The sequence below is a fragment of the Nocardia higoensis NBRC 100133 genome (assembly GCF_000308595.1).
GTDB lineage: Bacteria > Actinomycetota > Actinomycetes > Mycobacteriales > Mycobacteriaceae > Nocardia > Nocardia higoensis.
In genome coordinates this window covers 46,327-64,393 of sequence record NZ_BAGA01000183.1, presented here as the reverse complement: position 1 = coordinate 64,393, position 18,067 = coordinate 46,327, and the positions used below count along the sequence as shown (strand labels likewise).

Annotated in this window: 13 protein-coding genes and 1 pseudogene; 8 read left to right on the top strand and 6 right to left on the bottom strand. The window is 66.7% G+C overall.

What is annotated here, in order from left to right; genetic code table 11:
- Positions 1-69: 69 nt before the first annotated feature.
- Positions 70-1,173, bottom strand: a complete 1,104-nt coding sequence (locus ON26_RS30320; RefSeq protein WP_245546125.1) for a cytochrome P450 — start codon at positions 1,171-1,173, stop codon at positions 70-72.
- A gap of 375 nt (positions 1,174-1,548) precedes the next feature.
- Between ON26_RS30320 and ON26_RS30315 the strand changes: the two genes are divergently transcribed.
- Positions 1,549-3,009, top strand: coding sequence for a class I adenylate-forming enzyme family protein (locus tag ON26_RS30315; protein WP_040801610.1), 1,461 nt, complete (start codon positions 1,549-1,551; stop codon positions 3,007-3,009).
- Here the strand turns inward: ON26_RS30315 and ON26_RS30310 are convergent.
- Positions 3,006-3,260: an acyl carrier protein gene (locus tag ON26_RS30310; protein WP_040801607.1), complete on the bottom strand. Its 255-nt coding sequence runs from the start codon at positions 3,258-3,260 to the stop codon at positions 3,006-3,008. The two genes, ON26_RS30315 and ON26_RS30310, sit on opposite strands and share 4 nt — an antisense overlap.
- A gap of 95 nt (positions 3,261-3,355) precedes the next feature.
- On the opposite strand from ON26_RS30310, the gene ON26_RS30305 reads away from it, so the two are divergent.
- Positions 3,356-4,636: a phthiocerol/phthiodiolone dimycocerosyl transferase family protein gene (locus ON26_RS30305; protein ID WP_040801605.1), complete on the top strand. Its 1,281-nt coding sequence runs from the start codon at positions 3,356-3,358 to the stop codon at positions 4,634-4,636.
- 80 nt (positions 4,637-4,716) lie between these two features.
- On the opposite strand, the gene ON26_RS30300 is transcribed toward ON26_RS30305, so the two are convergent.
- On the bottom strand, positions 4,717-6,720 hold the full coding sequence (locus ON26_RS30300; RefSeq protein WP_040801603.1) for a trypsin-like serine peptidase: 2,004 nt from the start codon (positions 6,718-6,720) through the stop codon (positions 4,717-4,719).
- 208 nt (positions 6,721-6,928) lie between these two features.
- The gene (locus ON26_RS30295; RefSeq protein ID WP_040801601.1) at positions 6,929-7,792 is read right to left on the bottom strand and encodes an SCO6745 family protein; all 864 of its coding nucleotides are present in this window, start codon (positions 7,790-7,792) and stop codon (positions 6,929-6,931) included.
- Positions 7,793-7,837: 45 nt separating this feature from the next.
- Here ON26_RS30295 and ON26_RS30290 point away from each other — a divergent pair, with 45 nt between their 5' ends.
- From ON26_RS30290 to ON26_RS30280, 3 genes and pseudogenes are all read left to right on the top strand, one after another.
- Complete coding sequence (locus ON26_RS30290; RefSeq protein WP_245546124.1) at positions 7,838-9,268, top strand: aminotransferase-like domain-containing protein; 1,431 nt, start codon at positions 7,838-7,840, stop codon at positions 9,266-9,268.
- Between the two features lie 88 nt (positions 9,269-9,356).
- On the top strand, positions 9,357-9,992 hold the full coding sequence (locus ON26_RS30285; RefSeq protein WP_040801669.1) for a maleylpyruvate isomerase family mycothiol-dependent enzyme: 636 nt from the start codon (positions 9,357-9,359) through the stop codon (positions 9,990-9,992).
- A 44-nt stretch (positions 9,993-10,036) separates the two neighbouring features.
- Positions 10,037-10,327: pseudogene (locus ON26_RS30280) on the top strand (dihydrofolate reductase family protein); the annotation flags it as partial.
- Positions 10,328-10,442: 115 nt separating this feature from the next.
- Here the strand turns inward: ON26_RS30280 and ON26_RS30275 are convergent.
- Positions 10,443-11,594: a lipase family protein gene (locus ON26_RS30275; RefSeq protein ID WP_083884491.1), complete on the bottom strand. Its 1,152-nt coding sequence runs from the start codon at positions 11,592-11,594 to the stop codon at positions 10,443-10,445.
- Between the two features lie 203 nt (positions 11,595-11,797).
- Between ON26_RS30275 and ON26_RS30270 the strand changes: the two genes are divergently transcribed.
- Positions 11,798-12,748 carry an oxygenase MpaB family protein gene (locus ON26_RS30270; protein WP_083884490.1) on the top strand — a complete coding sequence of 317 codons (951 nt, stop codon included), beginning with the start codon at positions 11,798-11,800 and terminating at the stop codon, positions 12,746-12,748.
- A gap of 149 nt (positions 12,749-12,897) precedes the next feature.
- Positions 12,898-14,667, top strand: coding sequence for an ABC transporter ATP-binding protein/permease (locus ON26_RS30265; RefSeq protein WP_373280974.1), 1,770 nt, complete (start codon positions 12,898-12,900; stop codon positions 14,665-14,667).
- Between the two features lie 3 nt (positions 14,668-14,670).
- Here ON26_RS30265 and ON26_RS30260 read toward each other — a convergent pair whose 3' ends face one another.
- Positions 14,671-16,254: an HD domain-containing phosphohydrolase gene (locus ON26_RS30260; RefSeq protein WP_040801663.1), complete on the bottom strand. Its 1,584-nt coding sequence runs from the start codon at positions 16,252-16,254 to the stop codon at positions 14,671-14,673.
- Between the two features lie 476 nt (positions 16,255-16,730).
- Here ON26_RS30260 and ON26_RS30255 point away from each other — a divergent pair, with 476 nt between their 5' ends.
- Complete coding sequence (locus tag ON26_RS30255; RefSeq protein ID WP_174375465.1) at positions 16,731-17,987, top strand: ABC transporter substrate-binding protein; 1,257 nt, start codon at positions 16,731-16,733, stop codon at positions 17,985-17,987.
- Positions 17,988-18,067 lie beyond the last annotated feature (80 nt).

Here is an 18,067-nt window from a genome sequence, read left to right as displayed (position 1 = left end):
GCCTGCGGGCAGTATCACGCTACGCCAAGGCAGCGTCGACAGTGCGTACTCGAGGGCATTCCGGGGAGACTACGAGCCGGCGGTCAGTCTGGCGGGCATGGAGCGGTAGCTGTTCAGGTTCACCAGGCCGCGCGGGACAGGCGGCCCGTCCAGGCGCAGATCCGGGTACCGCTCGAACAGGGCGCGCAGCGCGATGGTGCCTTCCAATCGGGCAAGGTTGGCGCCCAGACAGCCGTGCAGCCCGCCGCTGAAGGAGAGATGTTCCGCGGCGTTGTCCCTGGTCACATCGAATCGTTCGGGATCGGGGAAGACGGTGGGGTCCTTGTTGGCGCCTGCCAGTAGCAGCAGGACCAGGGAACCGGCTTCGACATGCTCGTCAGCGATGTCGATGTCACAGCTCGCGATGCGGCCGGTTATCCGTATGGGACCGTCGTAACGCAGGATTTCCTCGATCGCGCCAGGCCACATTTCCGGTCGAGCCAGCAGCATGTCCAATTGATCCGGATGACGCCGCAACTGGGCTATTCCGTTGCCGAGCATGTTCACTGTCGTCAAGAATCCCGCGTCCACCAGCAGGGCCGCGTTGGCCACCTGCTCGCGGCGGGTGAGCCCGTGATCGGCCGCGAGCATACTGAGCACATTGTCGCCCGGTTCGGCGGTGAACGCGACGATGTACTGGTTCAGGTACCGCTCGCTTTCGGCCAGATCCTCGACTGCGCGACGGAAGGTGGACCAGGTCAGGCCCCGGTCCAGCAACGGTGCACCGCTGTCCCCCCACTTCAGCAGGGTCGAATGCATGTCGGCGGGCAGCCCGAGAATTTCGGCGATGATCGCGATGGGCAACCGCTCGGAGAAGTCGCTGATCAGGTCCGGACGCGGCAACGATGGCAGGCGGTCGAGCAGGTCATCGGTCACTTCGGCAACCCGCTCCCCCAGTTGCGCTATCGCCCTCGGCGTGAATGCGTGCCCGACCACTCGCCGGTAGTGGGTGTGTTCCGGCGGATCGGTCACCAGCATCGAAGGCGGTTCCGTGAGATTGGGAAGTTCCAGATCCGTCTTCGTCATCACCCAGCGCAGCGGCTTCGGCAGGGCTGGACTGTAGGGCGTGAAGACGCTGAAGCGGCGATCACGCAGCACGAGTCGGCACAGTTCGTGGTCCGCGGTCACGCGCACCGTCGAGATCGTGGGCATCCGGCCTCGCCGCCGGACCTCCTCGACATAGTGCGGTGCTCCGAGCCCGCGATCCGGACCGATCAAAATGTGTGCCAGGGGATCGCCGCGACGTGCCGCCACCAGGAGATAAGTCCGGGCCAGACGATGCAACATCAACCATCGGATCCACGCGCGCAAGTACATATTCACCTCCACGCCCGACCCCTACCGATGATAGACGCCGGAAGCGACGGCGTCGGCCGGTCTGGCGCCGTCTCGGTCGACGATGCTGGTGACCGGGGCTGTACGGCGCTGCGGCAGGCTGACGCCTTGCAGATACCGCACCCCACACCTATCCTTCGGTCAGAGGGGGCAGCCGCACCGTGCGGAGTCGGGATGATCTACGAGAATCTGCTGACGCTGACAGCGCGAGCGCCGATAACCAGTGGATTGCGGGAGGGTGAGACATTTACGCCCTACGCCGCTTTGGTCGAGCGGATCGGCCGACTCGCCGCCGACTTCATCGACCGTGGTATCGAGAGCGGTGACCCCGTTGCCCTGCTGATTCCCAATTCATCCGATCTGTTCGTCACCGCTCACGCGCTCTTCGCCATCGGCGCCATCGCGATGCCGATGGGTGTCACGGCCACGCGATCCGAACTCGCCACGCTCGCGCGAAAGACCGGGCTCGCGGCTGTCATAGCGACTCCCGGCCGTGCCGCTGCTGCCGAGATGCTGATCGCAGATACGGCTCCCGGCATGCCGCTGTTGCTGACCGATGCCCTACCCGAAGGAACTGCGAACGCCCAGCTGCCGAAACTGCCCGGCGACACTACGGCGCTCTACCTCTTCTCGTCCGGCTCGACGGGGTCGCCCAAGGTAGTGCCGCACACCCATGCCGAGCTCATCGCCGATGCCGAACGGGCCGGCACAGCCTGGGACCTTCAGCCCGACGATATCGTCCTCGACATCCTGCCGGGCAACTTCGCGATGGGCTTCATGCTGGGCGCCACGCAGGCCGTCGCCCGCGGAGCGACGACGCTCTACTGGAGCGATCCGCTGCCGCTGGCGCTCTCGCGTAAGAAGCTGCTCGACACCATGGTCGGCGAGCGCGTCACCTTCATGGGGGCCGTTCCGGCAATGTACGGCACAATCGCCGGTCAGACCGGCAGTTTCGCTCTCAGGCTGCGCCTGGCCTTCTCCGGCGGCGCCGGATTGACGCGGCCGATCTTCGAAGCGGTGCGCGAGCGTCTCGATATCACCCTTCGTCAGGCTTACGGCTCGACCGAGGCGATCATGGTCTCGCACAACAACTCTGCCGATCCCGTCGCGACCTGGGCCTCGGTAGGCAAGCCCGCGGGCGACGCCAGAGTCCGCATCGCTGCGTGCGACACCGATCTCGGCCCATCCGTCGGCGAACTGGAGGTGCGGTCGTCCTCGCTGATGCGGGGCTATCTCGGCGATGCCGTGGCCAATGCTCAGGCGTTCGACGACGGTTGGTTCCGGACCGGCGATCTTGCCTCGCTCGACGAAGAAGGTCGCATCTTCATCCGTGGCCGCAGCAAGCTGCTGATCGAGGTTTCCGGCTTCAAGATCGACCCCATCGAGGTGGAGGAGACGCTCATGACGTTGCCCGCCGTCGCCGAAGCCGCTGTGGTCGGCTTCCCGGACACCCGAAGCGGCAACCGGCTGATCGCCTTTGTCGTCAGAGGTGCGCATGTGTCGGCTGATGAATTGATTCGCACTGCCCGGGAAAGGCTGTCGGCTCAGAAGGTCCCGGACGAAATCGTTTTCACCGACGCACTCCCGCGGAGCCCGACCGGGAAATTGCTCCGCGGCAGGCTACGCGAACTCTAGGAGAGTTCGGTCGCTCGTCGCGAGACATAGGCCGCCAGCGTCGCGGGCGATTCGAAGAGATCCTCCCGTACATCCGTGTCGGGGATGTCGATCTTGAATCTTTTCTCGACGAACCGCACCAGCCTTACCAGATTTACCGAATCGAGCACGCCGGTCTCGAGCAAGAGGGTCGCGCGTCCGACCGGCTCGCCGCCGGTTTCGGCGACCAGAGCGGAGATGTACTCGACTATCGGCTGTTCGATATCATTCACTATTCGAGTCCCTGTCCACGGGTCCCTGGTCGAAACAGCATACTAGTCCGTTTCATCGCGTCCTTGAAATTGTGCTCGAGAAATTAGGAGTCGGCATGGGCGAGACGCGCCCGCTGGGTGAACAGGAACGACTGCTTCATTTCATGCACATGCATGGCGGACTGATCGCCATGCATGTGCTGCACGTGCGCGGCCACCTCGATCCGGCGCTGATGAAACGCGCGCTCGCCTGGCTGCAGGCACAGACCCCCTTGCTCCGCGCGCATATCCGCTACGGCAAGCTCGTCTGGCGGCGCCTCCCCCCGTTCGCTTTGCGCCAGCCCTGGTTCGACACCGAGGGCACATCGGAGATCCCGTTGAAGGTGGTCGACAGTGCCGACCCGGACACCTGGCGCAAGGTTCTCGCCTCCGACATCCGCACGCCGATTCCGAAGGGCAACCATCCGCGCCTGCGCGTAACAGTGGTGCGGCAGTCGCCCGACGACGACCTCAACCACATCGTCATCTGTGCCGATCACGCGATCATCGACGCCAAATCCGGCAACATGCTCGCTCGCCGGCTCCTCGAATTCCTCGCCGATCCGGCCGCCGCGGAGCGGAAACCACCGGCCCGCACCACCCTGCCCCCGCCGGTCGAGGCCGGACTGCCCGACAGGCCGGGCAGTGGTGGCAGGGGTACCTATACGCCGGCCCTTCGACTACCCAAGCAGACGATCCCCGATCGGAAGAAAGAAACGCGAGTGCTGGCGCGTTACCTCGACCCCACCGTAATGGCGCCGCTGAAGGATGCCATCAAAGCCAACAGAACGACGCTCCACGGTGCGGTGACGGCAGCGTTCCTGCTCGCCGTTCGCGAGCGGTACAGGCTCGACGCCATGACCGTGTTGACCACGGTCGATCTCCGTCGGCTCAGTGAACCCGCCGTCCCGGACGAGACCTATGGTTGCTACGTCGACATCCTGCGTACCGAGCACCCGATCACCGACGATTTCTGGGCCACCGCCCGCGACGCCTCGTTCAAGCTGATCACCGCGCTGGCCAAGAACCAGCAGTCCGCCTCGATCCTGAAGCTTCCCGACCTGAACCTGTATCGGTACGAATTCCGTCCGTCGATGCGGCACAACGGCCGCATCGACGGACTTGCTGTCACCACGGCAGGCGATTCCGGCCTTCAGGCCGACTACGGCCCCTATACGCTCGAGGACGTCACGATGACCGTTTCGCTCGACGTGTTCGGCCCGTCACTGTTCGTGATCGCCGACGAACGACTCGGTGGCCTCGACCTCAGCGTCGGGTACACGGCATTGGCGATGAGTGATGACGAGGTGCGGTGGCTCACCGACAACGCGGTGGCCGGGCTCGAACGCGCGAGATAGTCGTCGCGGCGGTACGGCCGAGGGCCGATCCGCCGCTGATTGCTCCTGTCCGGGGGCGCCGTCCGGTTCGTCGGCGATGCTCAGCCGGTGCACATCGAGGTAACGGTCAGCTGCTTTCCGATCGCGCCGGCGACCGCGGCGTGGGCGAGGTATTCGGCGATGTCGTGTGCCCGTTCCTTGGAGTTTTCGACCGGGAGGTCGGCTACCCCGGTCCCCCACGCCTGGCGCAGCGGGCAGCCGATGGCGATGGGGTCTCCCGCGTACCAGGTGTTGAGCCATTCGCCGACACGTTCGGGCCGGTGGGCGCCACCGCTGAGCAGTTTGCGATACACGCTGTCCAGGCCGAGCGGACTGCCCGCCGTCACCAACAGGCTCACGTTCACCTCGCGCGGCAGCTCGGAGAGCAGATCCATGGCCACGACGGTGCCGAGACTGTGGCTGACGAGGATCAGCTCGCCGCTCGGGGGCACATCGGTGAGCACGGTGTCGAGCACGCTCTTGCGAACCCGCTCGTCGTCGAGGTAGGCGGCGACGTCCTTGAAGATGGCGACGATGAGTACGGAGTCGAGGCCGCTTCGGGCGGCGATCCAGCCGAGCTGATCGTGGAGCCGATCGAGTACCACCGCGCCGATGCCATCGAAGAGTTCTCTGGCCTCCGGGTCGGTGGGCAGTTCGTCGGGGCCGGGCATGCCGACGCGCTGTGCCGCCTCGGCGACCAGGCGCTCGTAGAGGACCGATCCGGTGTCGACAGCTTCGCGGGTGTCCATGCTCGTGACGAGCTGGTCGCCGTAGAAGGGGAAGTACACATCGGCGGGGTCGAGCGGGCTCCGATCGGCCGAGGTGAGTCCCTTGTTCAGACCGGCCGTCCAGGTGCGGCGCAGTTCGGCGGGATCGCGGCCCTGTTGCCCACGGCCGTGCAGGAACAACACGCTACGGCGTCCACCGAAGGCTCCAGGCCTGCCCTGCAGACCGCGCACCAGGCTCTCGGTGGCCGGGGCCCGCTGGGGCGCCGGTGGGGTCGCGACGGCGAGGCCGGTCTCGGCGGGCAGGTTCGCCGCGGGACCGAGTTCGTCGAGCAGCGCGCGTTGTGCGGGGTCGAACTTCCGGGAGGCGAGGTCGCGCAGCAGCACGCTCACGCGGGTGCCTTCGTTGGCGATCCAGTCGATCGCGTCGTCGCCGTCGCCGGGCTGCCAGAGTTTGCCGTCTTTGCGCAGCACCCTGCCGGTGTCGTCCTTCTTCGGGACCCCGGCGTGGTGTAGCGCGACGATCTCCCACTGGTCGTTGAAGACCGGCGAGCCGGAGTTGCCGGGCTCGGTGTCGGAGCTGTAGTGCAGGAAGTCGTCGAGTTGCAGATCCAGCCGATTGTTGCGGATCGAGATCTCCTTGAGTCGCCCCGAGGGGTGCCCGACGACGTTCATCGCCTCACCGATCACGATCTTGCCGGGATCGGCGATCAGCGGGTTCCACCCGAACGCTGTACCGGGCACAGCACCATCCGGTCCCGGTGCCACGCGGACCAGCGTGTAGTCGAGGTGCTGGTCGGTGACGAAGAAGCCGGCGGGCGCGAGCCGGTGGCGAACGGTCGGGGTCGGCACATTGTCGATGCCGACTTCGGCCGAGAACTCGACGACGACGCGCTCCGCCGCCTCGGGTTCGGGCAGCACATGGTTGTTGGTGAGCAGCAACTGCGGGGAGACCAGTGAGCCGGTGCCCATCGGCACCTCACGACCGTTGTCCGCCAACGAGATCCGCGCGACCGCGGCGGCGGCCCGGGTGCCGCGGGCAAGGAAGTTGACGGCTTGGAGTTCGTTGGCGAAGCCGATGACACGTTCGAGCGAGCCGATGCTGTCGATCGGATCCTGCCTGCCCAGTTCGATCACTGCCTGGGCGGGGACTTCGCCCGCGACGAGCAGGCGGTCGGCGCGGGCGAGAATCTGCTCCTTGCTGTCGACCACCTCGGAGTCGCTCGCCGCGCGACGGCGCGCAACCTCTTCGCGTTGAGGGGCGGTCTCGGCGAATCGCTGAGATGCCGCGTCTATCTGTTCACACCGTGCGGCGATGGGGGCTTCGCTCTCGGTGTCCATGGGTCACCACCTCGTCCCGAGAATGTGCTGGTGTATCCAGCGTGGGCGCGACGGAGGCGCCGACCACGAGTACCGGACCACTCGACTTTCTCGACCGGAACGTCGCGACGCCGCCGACGGCGGTGATGTGCGCGAGTAGTGCCTCACCCCGTCGCGAGACGGAGATGTCCACACCGGCCACCAGCCCTGCGCGGCACATTCATCCACCTCAGGGCCGGGGAACGCCGATGGGATTGGGCAGGGGTACGGCACCGGTGTCGAACAGGCGCCTGCTGATCGGCGCCGCGATGGCGATGAGTTCTTCGACCCCGGTCCGGCCGAGGGCGGTGACCGGATCGGCGGCGAGGAAGTCGGTTCTGTCTTCGACGCCGCGGCGCAGCGCTCCCCCGCTCCTGGTGAGACGGCCGCCGACGTCGATCAGGCCGCGGGCGCGCAGTCTGCGCACGGAGATGTCCCATTCCTCGTCGCTCCAGCCGCGGTTGGGTTGTATGACCTCGCGGGTGACCGCGCCGGTGGCCGCGTGGGCGACGACCGCGTCGACTCCCCGCAAACCCGCGTGCACACAGGCGATGACGTGCCCGTCACCGCGATGTTCGCGCAGGACGGTCGCGGCCAGCCACACCTGCGCCACGGCATCGTCGGGTCTCGGCACCCTCGACCATCCGGCCGCCAACGGCCGACCGGCGAAATGACATCCGTCGGCGGCGATTTCGAGGTACGACGCGAGTTGTTCGAGATCGTGGCGAGGGATCTCGCCCAGGTACTCGGAGAGCGCGAGACGCGCGGTGGCGATACGTGCCTGGAGCACCGTCGCCGGGTCGGCGGATGCCCAGGCCTCGGGTAACGCCCGTGCGACGCGGCGGGCGGGGAAGCTGAAGAACATGGATTCGACGGGGGCTGCGGTCATCGCGCCGAGCGGTGCGGCGCGGCCCGCGAAGTAGCCCATCCAGTAGCCGCTCATACCGAGATCGAGCGAGATGCGTCGGTGGTGCGGGGAGAAGTACGCCGCCGCGTGCAGTGGTTCGATCGCCTCCCAGAGCCGACGGGCCAAGGTCGCTGCCGGTTCCGCCATGTTCGGTCCCTTCACTCGAGGTTGGTGCGGGGACAAGCATCGAGCTTGCGATACGGCTTCCGACAGTGCCATTTTTGTCGAGTGGACCAGGAAACCGCGTGGTGGACGACCGTCGTCTTCGGCGCGGACGACAATTCCGACCTACCTCGATATCTGCAGATCGTGGCCGATATCGAACGTGCCGTCGACACCCGCACCCTGACCTACGGACGGCGTCTGCCCGCCGAACGCACACTCGCCGCCGCGCTGTGTGTCAGCCGTGGCACGGTCGTCCGCGCGTTCGAGGAGCTCGCCGAGCGTGGGGTGGTCGAACGCGTGCACGGGTCGGGCACCTTCGTCCGTCCCCGGCCGGCCGCCCGGCGGCCGGTTGCGCGGCACATCGATTCACCGGTGTACGACATCGGCGACATCATCGATCTGTCCCAGCCTGCACCGGCCGATCCGTCGCATCTACCGGATATCGACTGGGGCTTCGACCCCGCGGCCCACGGCTCGGGCAGCGCTGCTCGAGGTCTGCCGATCCTGAGACAAGCGCTGGCCGCGCAACTCACCGGCCTGGGATTGTCCACCGAGCCGGACCAGATCATCGTGACCACCGGCTCGGCGGAGGCGCTCGAGCTGATTCTGCGCTCGAACGCGAAACGCCCCGCCGTCGTCAGCGCACCGATGTGGCCGGCACTGCGCTCGGTCGTCACCGACCACACGGCGACGCCGCTCTGCGTCCATTCCGATGCGGGCGGCATCGATCCGGCTGCCGTCCGGCGCGCACTTCGCCGCACCCGTGCTTCGGTGGCGATCTTCGACACGGTCGAATCCGGCCCGAGCGGCCGGCGAACAACGGCTTCGCGGTTGCCGCGAATCGCCGGAGCGATCGAGGACAACACCGTCGCCGCGGTCGAGGATCTGTCTTTCTTCCCGATCGAGGCCGCCTGCGATCCGCAGGCGCGGCCGCTGGCCGCCCTGTCGGAACGCGTCATCGCCATCGGGGACCTGAGCCGGGTGTTGTGGGCCGGTTGCGGGGTCGGATGGATCCGGGAAGCAGCGCCCATCGAGTCGTCGCTTGCGGCGTTCCCGCGGCTGCCACGCCCGGCCGTGAGCGCGCAAGTGCATGCCGCGCGGCTTCTCGAGGCCACGGACCGGCGATGGTTCGCCGCCCGCCGCCACCATCTCGCCGAGCAGGTGGGGTATTTGCGCAGCATGCTCGAGAAGGCGGTGCCGAGTTGGACGGTGGAGCAGGCGACCTCGGGTGACGGGGTGTGGGTGCGGATGCCGGTCGTCGACGCGTCGACTTTCGCTCATGTGGCGGCTCATGGCGGGGTATGCGTGGGTGTCGGGGGTGATTGCGTCACCGACGGTGGTCTGCGGGAGTACATCTCGGTCTCGGCTGCGGCAGACACGGCCACCCTCGAGTCCGCGGTGGATCGGCTCGCCGAAGCGTGGGCGACGTACACACAGCGTCTGGCGGCCAGCGTGTAATTCGTCGACGGGTCCACTTCTCATCGGCGTGATCATTTTCCGGAAATTGGCACTGTCGCATTCGGGCTCCGGGCAGTTCGATTGCGACATGGACATCGACCAGGCCGAGGGCAGCCGCGCACGCACGCTTCCGATCAACGCATTCTGTATAGCCGCTGACCACGCGGTGTCGCTGACAGCGGCTGTACCGGAAGGGAAGTGGGATGATCCGGCACTGGGTTCCTGGACGGTGCGGTCCCTGGTCGGTCATATCGGCCGGGCGATGAGCACTGTCGTCGAGTATCTCACGCGGCCCGCCACGGATCACGACGTTCGCAGCGCGGTCGACTACTACCGCCTCGCCGCCGATCGGGTCGATCCCGACGCGGTTCGTGTGCGCGGTGAGCAGGCCGGAGCCGAACTCGGTGATCAGCCGATCGATTCCTTCCGGGACATCCGAGACCGCGCCGTGCGGGCGCTGTCGCAAGTCGACGACCGGCTCATCAGCACTGCGGTAGGCGGCATGTTGTTGTCGGACTACCTGCCGACCCGCACGTTCGAACTCGCGGTACACGGCCTGGACCTGGCGCGGGCGATCGGACTCCCCGAATCTCTCCCGGGCGAGGTGGTGAGCGAGGTGTTGCCGCTGGCCGCCGAGCTGGCTGTGCGGCGTGGGCACGGTGAGACGGTTCTGCTCGCCCTCACCGGACGCGGCGATCTGCCGGATGGGTTCAGCATTCTGTGACGGCGAATGAGCAAGCCTCGTATCCGACCGCCACCCCCGACTCCGTGACCGGCGGGTTGTGCGGGATCGGCGTGTCCCTGGACGGCTACATCAACGACCGCGACGGCAATATCGACTGGACCGAACCGGACGAGGAACTGCACCAGTTCCACAACGACAGGTACCGCGGGATCGAGATCTCGCTGCACGGCCGCCGGATGTACGCGCTGATGGCCGAGTACTGGCCGCATGTGTCCGAGAACGCGTCGCGCATCGAACGGGAGTTCAGTGAGCTATGGACGCAGAAACCCAAGGTCGTTCTCTCTCACACGCTCACCGAGGTGCATTGGAACAGCATTTCGACACGGTCGTGATGCTGCGCTACATCGCCGACCGAGTTCGAACGGAGGCGGCGACCCACCGGCCGGCCCAGTTTGCTGCCCGCCCACAGCTGGGCGGGCAGCAAACTCGTCAGCAGTTGACCGGCGCGGGTTCGCCCCGGACGCGGCCCTCGAGCCACGTCAGCATCGCGGGCGCCCCGGCCACCGCCGCGGACAGATGCTCGAACGACGGAACCAGCAGCGTCTCCAATCGCACCCCGGCCGCGCACCACTGGCGGTTGGTGTTGTCGATGGCGGCGATCGGAATCAGCGGATCGGTGGGCGAATGCCATTCGAACATCGGAATCAGCGGCGCGCGGCCGTAGAGTTCGACGCTGTTCTCCTCCGCGACGGCCCAGGCATCGGGCTGGTCGAAAACAGAAGGCCCCGAAGCGAACTCATGCGCGCTGCCACCGGAGCCGATGGCGAGAATGTCGTTGGTGCAGCCGTTGGCCATCGCGTCACGCATCGCGAGACCACGCTGATTGAGATTCGGGCTGACCCGCATGCGGTCCGGGTACTCCCGCTCGAGGCCGATGGCCGCCGCCATCGCCAGGCCGAAGGCAGGGTGCGGATTGGCGCCCAGCCCCTTCGCCATCGACACCAGGCTCAGCGGGGTGCCGCCGATGGCCGCGCCGGCCAGATGCAACTCGGGCGCATAGGAGGGCTGCAGTACGGCCGCCCATGCCGTCGGGAGGCCGCCACCGGAGTAGCCGGCCAGTGTCACCGGACTGTCCGCGGCGCCGAGTTCGGGCAACTGCTTCACCGCCCGGACGCCGTCCAGGGTGATCTGACCGCCCAAACGTCCTGCCCCGAGAGCGAATTGCGGCCCCAGATGATCCGGCAGCGCCACAGTCCAGCCTCGCTGCAGCATCACGCCCAACGCCGGCAGGATCACCGAAAGATTCGGGTCGGCGCTGTAGAGCTGGTGTGATACCGCGCAGCCGGTGCCCAGCGAGTTGATGAAATGCTGATACGACAGCACAGGTCCGCCGGGGCGATGGTCGGCGGGAGTGGCGATGGTGGTGGTCGCCGCGATCGGCTCGCCCCGCGAATTGGTGGAACGGAACTTGACCAGCCGCATCGTGGCACCGGGGAAGAAGACCGACGGCGGCATGACCCGCACGTCGAGCACATCACCCGGTCGGTGCTCTGCCAGATCGGCAGGGGCAGCGAAGAACGGGTCGGGATCCGGGCGCGGATAAATCGGTTCGGCGGTTGCCGGGGACGCTGCCAGCAGCATGCATGTCACACCGCCGAGAGCACCAAGAAAACGAAGAAACGGACGAGTCACGATCTCGACCTCCAGGGGGAGCAGTTCGCGTCGAATTGCCGGTACGCAGCTGGAACAGATCGATCGGTGAGCAAAAGTATCACGGGGTTCGGGCTAGGACTGTAACGAATGAAAGACGCGCGCGCCTTACCGGCACGAAGGGGAAATCCCGCATGTCGGTCGGACGCCCCGGAAGTGGCCCGCTGTTCGAGATCGCCAGGGCCTTGCGAAAGGTGGTGATAGAAGTAGACTTAAAGTCTCTCATCAACTCAGGAGGCGTAGTGGTCCAGCAAGGGGCGGCTGACGCGATCGGCGTGACACCCCGAAAGGAGTTCCTGGCCGGGCCGGGCGCCCTGCTCGGGGGGCCGGCGAACGTGATCATGCAGTTGAGCAACCCGGCCGTGGGTCGTGGCGTGGTGGAGAGCACCGTGGAAAGCGGGCGGTTCGACCGGCATCCACGAAAGCGCGGCCGTACGACGCTGACCTACCTGGCGGTGGCCATGTGGGGAACCGACGACGAACGCGAGGCCTATCGCGAGGCGACCAACCGCTCACACCGGCAGGTTCGCTCGACTCCCGACAGCCCGGTGAAATACAACGCCTTCGACCCGAGGCTGCAACTGTGGGTCGCCGCCTGCATCTATCGCGGCACCCTCGATTCGCTGACCTATCTCTACGGCCCGCTCGACGACAGCCTCGCCGACGAGTTGTACCGCGAATCGGCCAGATTCGGCACGACGCTGCAAATGCCGCCACAGTTGTGGCCCCCCGATCGGGCGGCATTCGCGGACTACTGGGAATCGGCGATGGCGGATATCTCGGTCGACGACGAGGTGAAGGCCTATCTGCTCGGCCAGGTGGTCGATCTCGGCCCCTACAGTCGAGGGCAGCAGTTGGCGTTCGGGCGGATCAACCGCTTCTTCACCACCGGTTTCCTGCCGCAGCGCTTCCGCGACGAGCTCGGGCTGGACTGGGGACCGCGCAGGCAGCGCGCTTTCGAAACGATCATGCGCGTGATCGGCATGGTGCTGCGAACCGGGCCCGAGCGGTGGCGGCGTTACCCGTTGGACAAGCACTTGGCGAACATGCGGCGGCGGCGCGCCGAGGGCAGGCCGCTGATCTGATCGCCGTCCCACATCGACGGAGGGCGGACAGGATGGACGCCCTGACGACAGTGGCCTTGTGATCGAGCTCGATCGCGGCGCCTCGTTCGTCGGCGATTTGAGGCAAACGCCCCATGTGCCCACGGCGTCGGCGGACCGATGATCAGGACATGACCAGGCGAATTCGGGAAGCACGGAGATCACCGGTCGTGGCCGATTCGACATTCGAGCCACCGACCGTCGAGAGCTTCGGTGCGTGTACTGCGGATCATGTGTCCGGATGGCCGGACGGCGGGCGAATCGATGTCGATCGGGTGAGCCGGCGTATCGGGACGCGGACGATACTCCGAGAGCTGTCGTTGTCGGTCGAACCGGGCGAGTTGGTCGCCATCGCCGGCGGCAGCGGCGCGGGAAAGAGCACATTGCTGGAGCTCCTCGCCGGACTGCGGCCACCGACGGCCGGGGAGGTTCGACACGACGGTGTCGTTCGGGGAGGCCGAGGCGGCGGCGGTTCGCGTATCGGCTACGTGCCGCAGGAGGACATCATCCACCTGGAGATGCCCCTGCGTCGCACACTGCGCTATGCGGCACGGCTGCGGCTGCCCGCGGGCACATCGACGGCCGAGGCGGACCGGGTGGTCGAGGAGACCCTGCGAGATCTCGACTTGGCCGATCGAGCCGATGTGCCGGTCAGGGCGCTCTCCGGCGGCCAGCGCAAGCGGGCGAGTATCGCTGTCGAGCTGCTGACCCGGCCGCACCTGTTCTTCCTGGACGAGCCCACCTCCGGGCTCGATCCGTCGACCGCGGCCGATGTGATGCGCCTGCTGCGCCGACTCAGCAGCCGCGGCGTCACCGTCGTCCTCACGACGCACGAGCCGAGCGATATCGACCGCTGCGACCGGGTGATATTCCTGGCGCGCGAGGGCCACCTGGCCTTCACCGGCAGCCCGGCCGAGGCTCGGCGCTACTTCGGCGTCGAGGATCTCACCGAGGTGTACGAGCGGCTGGCTCGTGAGGGCACCCCCCGGATCTGGGCGCAGCGATTCGCCGACAGCCTCGAACAGCCGACGACCCGGCCCGGCCTGGGTACGCGGCCCGCTTCCGCCACCGGTCCCGACCGCGACCGCACAGGCGCGATCCGGCAATGGTGGCTACTCACCCGGCGCAATATCGATGTTCTCCTGCGCAACCGGTTGACCCTGGCGGTCCTGCTCGGCTCACCGGTGCTGGTCACCGCGATGATGGCGATGTTGTTCGAGCGGAACGCGTTCGAACCGCGTAGCGAAGCCGACTTCGCCCCGGTCCAGATCGTCTTCTGGATCGCGTTCGCCGGCTTCTTCTTCGGCCTCACCTACGGCCTGCTCCAGATCGTCGGAGAGATGGCCGTGTTCCGGCGGGAGCGCTTGGCCGGGTTGAGTGTCGGCGCCTATGTGGCCGCCAAGGTCGCAGCGCTGCTTCCGGTGCTGGCCGGGGTGAGCGCGCTGCTCCTCGGTGTGCTGCGGGCACTCGGCCGGCTGCCTGCGGTCGAGTGGGACGTAGCCGCCTTGTTGTTCGCGACGATCGTGATCGAGGCGACCTCGGCGCTGGCTCTCGGATTGCTGGCTTCGGCCGCGGTCTCCAATGCCGCACAGGCCGCTCTCGCCCTGCCGATGCTCTGCTTCCCCCAGGTTCTCTTCGGTGGGGCCATAGTCCCGGTCGACGATATGGCGACCCCCGGTCGGCTGATGAGTTTCGGCCTGTCCAACCGCCACGCATTCGAGGCGCTGGGTCGCGACCTGGAGCTCGAGCGCTACACCGCATCGATGCCGGCCATGTCCACCTATGGCGACGCCTTCCACGGCGGCACCGGCGCCGGTCTCGTCACACTCGCCGCGTTTGCACTCGGCCTCGTGCTGGCCACGATATGGGTCTTGGACCGGCGGTCCCGGCCCGGCGCGTGATGCTCACTTCCCCACGGCCGGGAAGCCCGCCAGACCCCGATCGATCGCGGCGAGACCGGCCTGCGTGCGGTTGTTGACCCCGAGCTTGGCGTAGACGCGTTCGACGTGGTTACGGGCCGTCTTCTCGGCGATGCACAGTTCGGCCGCGATCTCTCTGTTCGAGCGGCCCCGCGCGACGAGTCGCAGGATTTCGACCTCGCGGTCGGTCAGCCCGGCGGGCCAGGGCTTGCGCCGCGAGGTTCGCGGATCGGCCACCGCGAGCACGGCCGCAACCGACTCGGCATCGAGACGTCCGGCGTGTGCTTCGGCGCGTAGCCGGTCGGCCGCGCCGCGAGGATCGAGCGGCTGCCGGTAGGAACGGGGTTCACGTAGTCGCTGATAAGCGTCTGCCGTGGCGAGCAGTCGGTCCCGCGTGGTCAACTCCGCGCCGGCGATTCCGCGGGGAAAGCCGGATCCATCGATCCGTTCACGATGCTTCATCACCAGAGGCACCACCGGCTCCAAGCCGTCGACTCGACGCAGTATCCGGCCGCTCAGATCCGGATACATCCGCACCCGTTCCCATTCGGCCGTGGTGAGCGGTCCCTTCTTCTCCCAGATCCGATTGGGCACGCCCATTTTGCCCAGACCGTGCACCAGGCCGGCGCGGTAGAGATGGGTGATGTCCGATGCCGGCATACCCAGGTACCGAGCCGCCCCGGCCGCCAAATTCGCAACCCCACGCGAATGCCCAAGAGCGAAAGGGGATTTGAGATCGGCGAAATCGGCCATGGCCGCGAGCAGCGCGTCGCTCTCTTCGGCCGTCAGGGTCCGATCACGATCCGGCGCTCGCGCCAATGATGCCGTCCAGACGTCCATTTCGAGCAGACCGTCCACGATCGCCGCCGCGTCGCGATCGAACACCGCCGCGATCGCCGGGTCGAACTGACTGCCGCGCCGGGACCGGAGAACCGCCTTCGCGTGCTCGAGTCCCCCCGTCCGCAGGTGCACTTCGATGACGTCCGCGACGTGCGCGATGTGGATCTCGACCGGGATATCCTCTCCGCGAACACCGTTGGGCAAGCCCCGACCGTCCCAGCGTTCGAAGACGAAGGCCAGCGCCTTGCCTACCTCTTCGTCCAAGCCCATCCGGTCGGAAAGGACTCCGGCGGAAGTGCAATGCGACCGGATGAGCGTGGCGACCTGATTGCGAGCCGTGACCAGAAAGGCGGCCGCACGGATGCCCCGCTCCCATACCGGCAATCCGCGTCCGACATGACTGGTCATCAACCGCAGAAAGGGCAGGCCGGCCCTGTCCACCGTGTAGGTGTCGGCCCGGAAGGCGATATCGTCGCCGAAGAGCACCGAGAGTTCGCGGGAGTCGGCATGACAACCGATCCACCCGACCAGATCGACGTAGTACATAATCGTCTGTTGTTGCGGGTCGAGCCCCATCCGATCGGCGATCCGCATCGCGATCAAGGACGACCGGAGCATGTGTTCCATCGGCTGCCCCAGGCCGAGGTCGATCGCCAGCGATATCGCGGCGAGCAGCTCGGCCCTGCTCAGACCTCTTCCCGAGCCGGGCAGCGTCCCGTGCGGGTGCATCTTCCCATTGTCCACCCGGGCAACGGCCGACTCGGCATCAGCGTATCGATCGAAGAATGGCCATACCGAACCGCGGACATTCCATGACGGACATCGAGTGTTGCCTGTTCGGTGAATGGCCGGATCGACGGCCGCGTGGCGGCCGAAGCGGTCGGGCCGGGTCGACGGGGCGGTCCCGCACGGGCGTAGCGGGCAGCGGGCGAAGTGGCGGCGTTGTGTCCGATCACATGATCGGCGGCTGATTGCACGACATATCAAGCGATCCCCGGGTAGTCGCTCCTCTCCCCCACCGGCGAACCGCGTCGAAAATCGAGCTTGACACCTGTGTAAGGCTGGGGCTAGCTTCAGGTGGCCTGGATCACAATCAAGATCAGGTCGCCGGTATCGCCGAGAGCTGTGATGCGGCGTCGAATCGGTAGCTCGACGGGCGGTCCGGCGTTCATCCCGGGATCGACCGGCCTGGAAAGGCATTCAAAATGGGTATAAGAACCGGTCGAATCGCCGCTGCGGCACTGGCTGTGGCTTGCGTGTTTTCTGTGGTTTCGTGTAGTGACGACAGCAGTTCCGGGGGCGGCGAATCGTCCATCGCGCCGGGAGTCGTGGCCAGTGGCGAACCGATCAAGGTCGGACTGTTCAATCCGTCGCAGGGGCCTGCGACCCAGGCGGGGGTGACCACGGGCAGGAACGCCGCGGTCGAGTACATCAACAATCAGATCGGCGGCATCAACGGTCGCCCCCTCGAAGTCGTCGATTGCGGAATCGACAACACCTCACCGGAATCCACCATCTCCTGCGCCAACCAGTTCGTGCAGGCCGGGGTGGTCGCGGCCATCGACGGTTACAACGCCGAATCCTCGGCCGCCATGCCGATCCTGACCTCGGCGGGAATTCCGCTGATCGGCCAGATCCCGTTCAATACCGCCACCGGCGCGGTTGTCGAGAACCGGGTGTTCTTCGGACCGCCGCCCGCGGCATTCCTGGTCGGCTTCCTGCAGTCGCTCAAGCAGGCCGGGAAGAATTCGCTGACGCTGGTGAATTCCGATCTGCCGCAGGCGCATCAGGTGTTCGACCTGCTCCTCACCCCGTTGGGTCAGCAGCTCGGCATCGACGTCAAGAGCGCCTACTACCCGCCCGCGTCGCCCAATTTCACCGCGCTGGCCTCCACCATCGCCGACGGCAATCCCGCCGCGGGCGGCCTGATGACCGCGCCCAACGACAACACCTGCAACAAGCTCGCCCAGGCGTTGCGGTCGGTGAAGTACGAGGGCACGATCTTCCTCGCGGCCTGCACCGAATTCGTCGACGTGCTCGGCGCCCAGGCCGTCGGCTCGCAGGCCTATTCGCCGGTGTGGTTGCCGCCCGCTGTCGACGCCGCCCCCGAGCCCGCGAAATCCAATCTGAAGATCGCCGAGAAGTTCATCGAGAACGCGGGCGGCACCGCGGGCTTCTACGCCTACGGCACGTTCGCCACCTTCGTCGATTTCGCGCAGGCACTCACCGCCCAGCCGCCTGCCGAATTCACCGGACCCGCGATTCTGGCCACCCTCAAGGGACTGACCGACTACCAGAGTTTCCTCGGCCCGAAGCTGACCTGCGGTAAGGCGACCAGCCCGAACTGCACCACGGACATGCTGCTGTTCGAGGTCACCGAGGACAAGAAGCAGGCACCGGTGACCGGCGGTTTCATCACGCCGAATCCTGAAGTCCTGAAACTGATTCCGGGCGCCGCGTAACCGACTCGGGCAACCGTGGGGGCGGGCCGTTCGACGCGGAGCGGCCCGCCCTTCACGACCTCGGCCATTTCAGAGAAAAT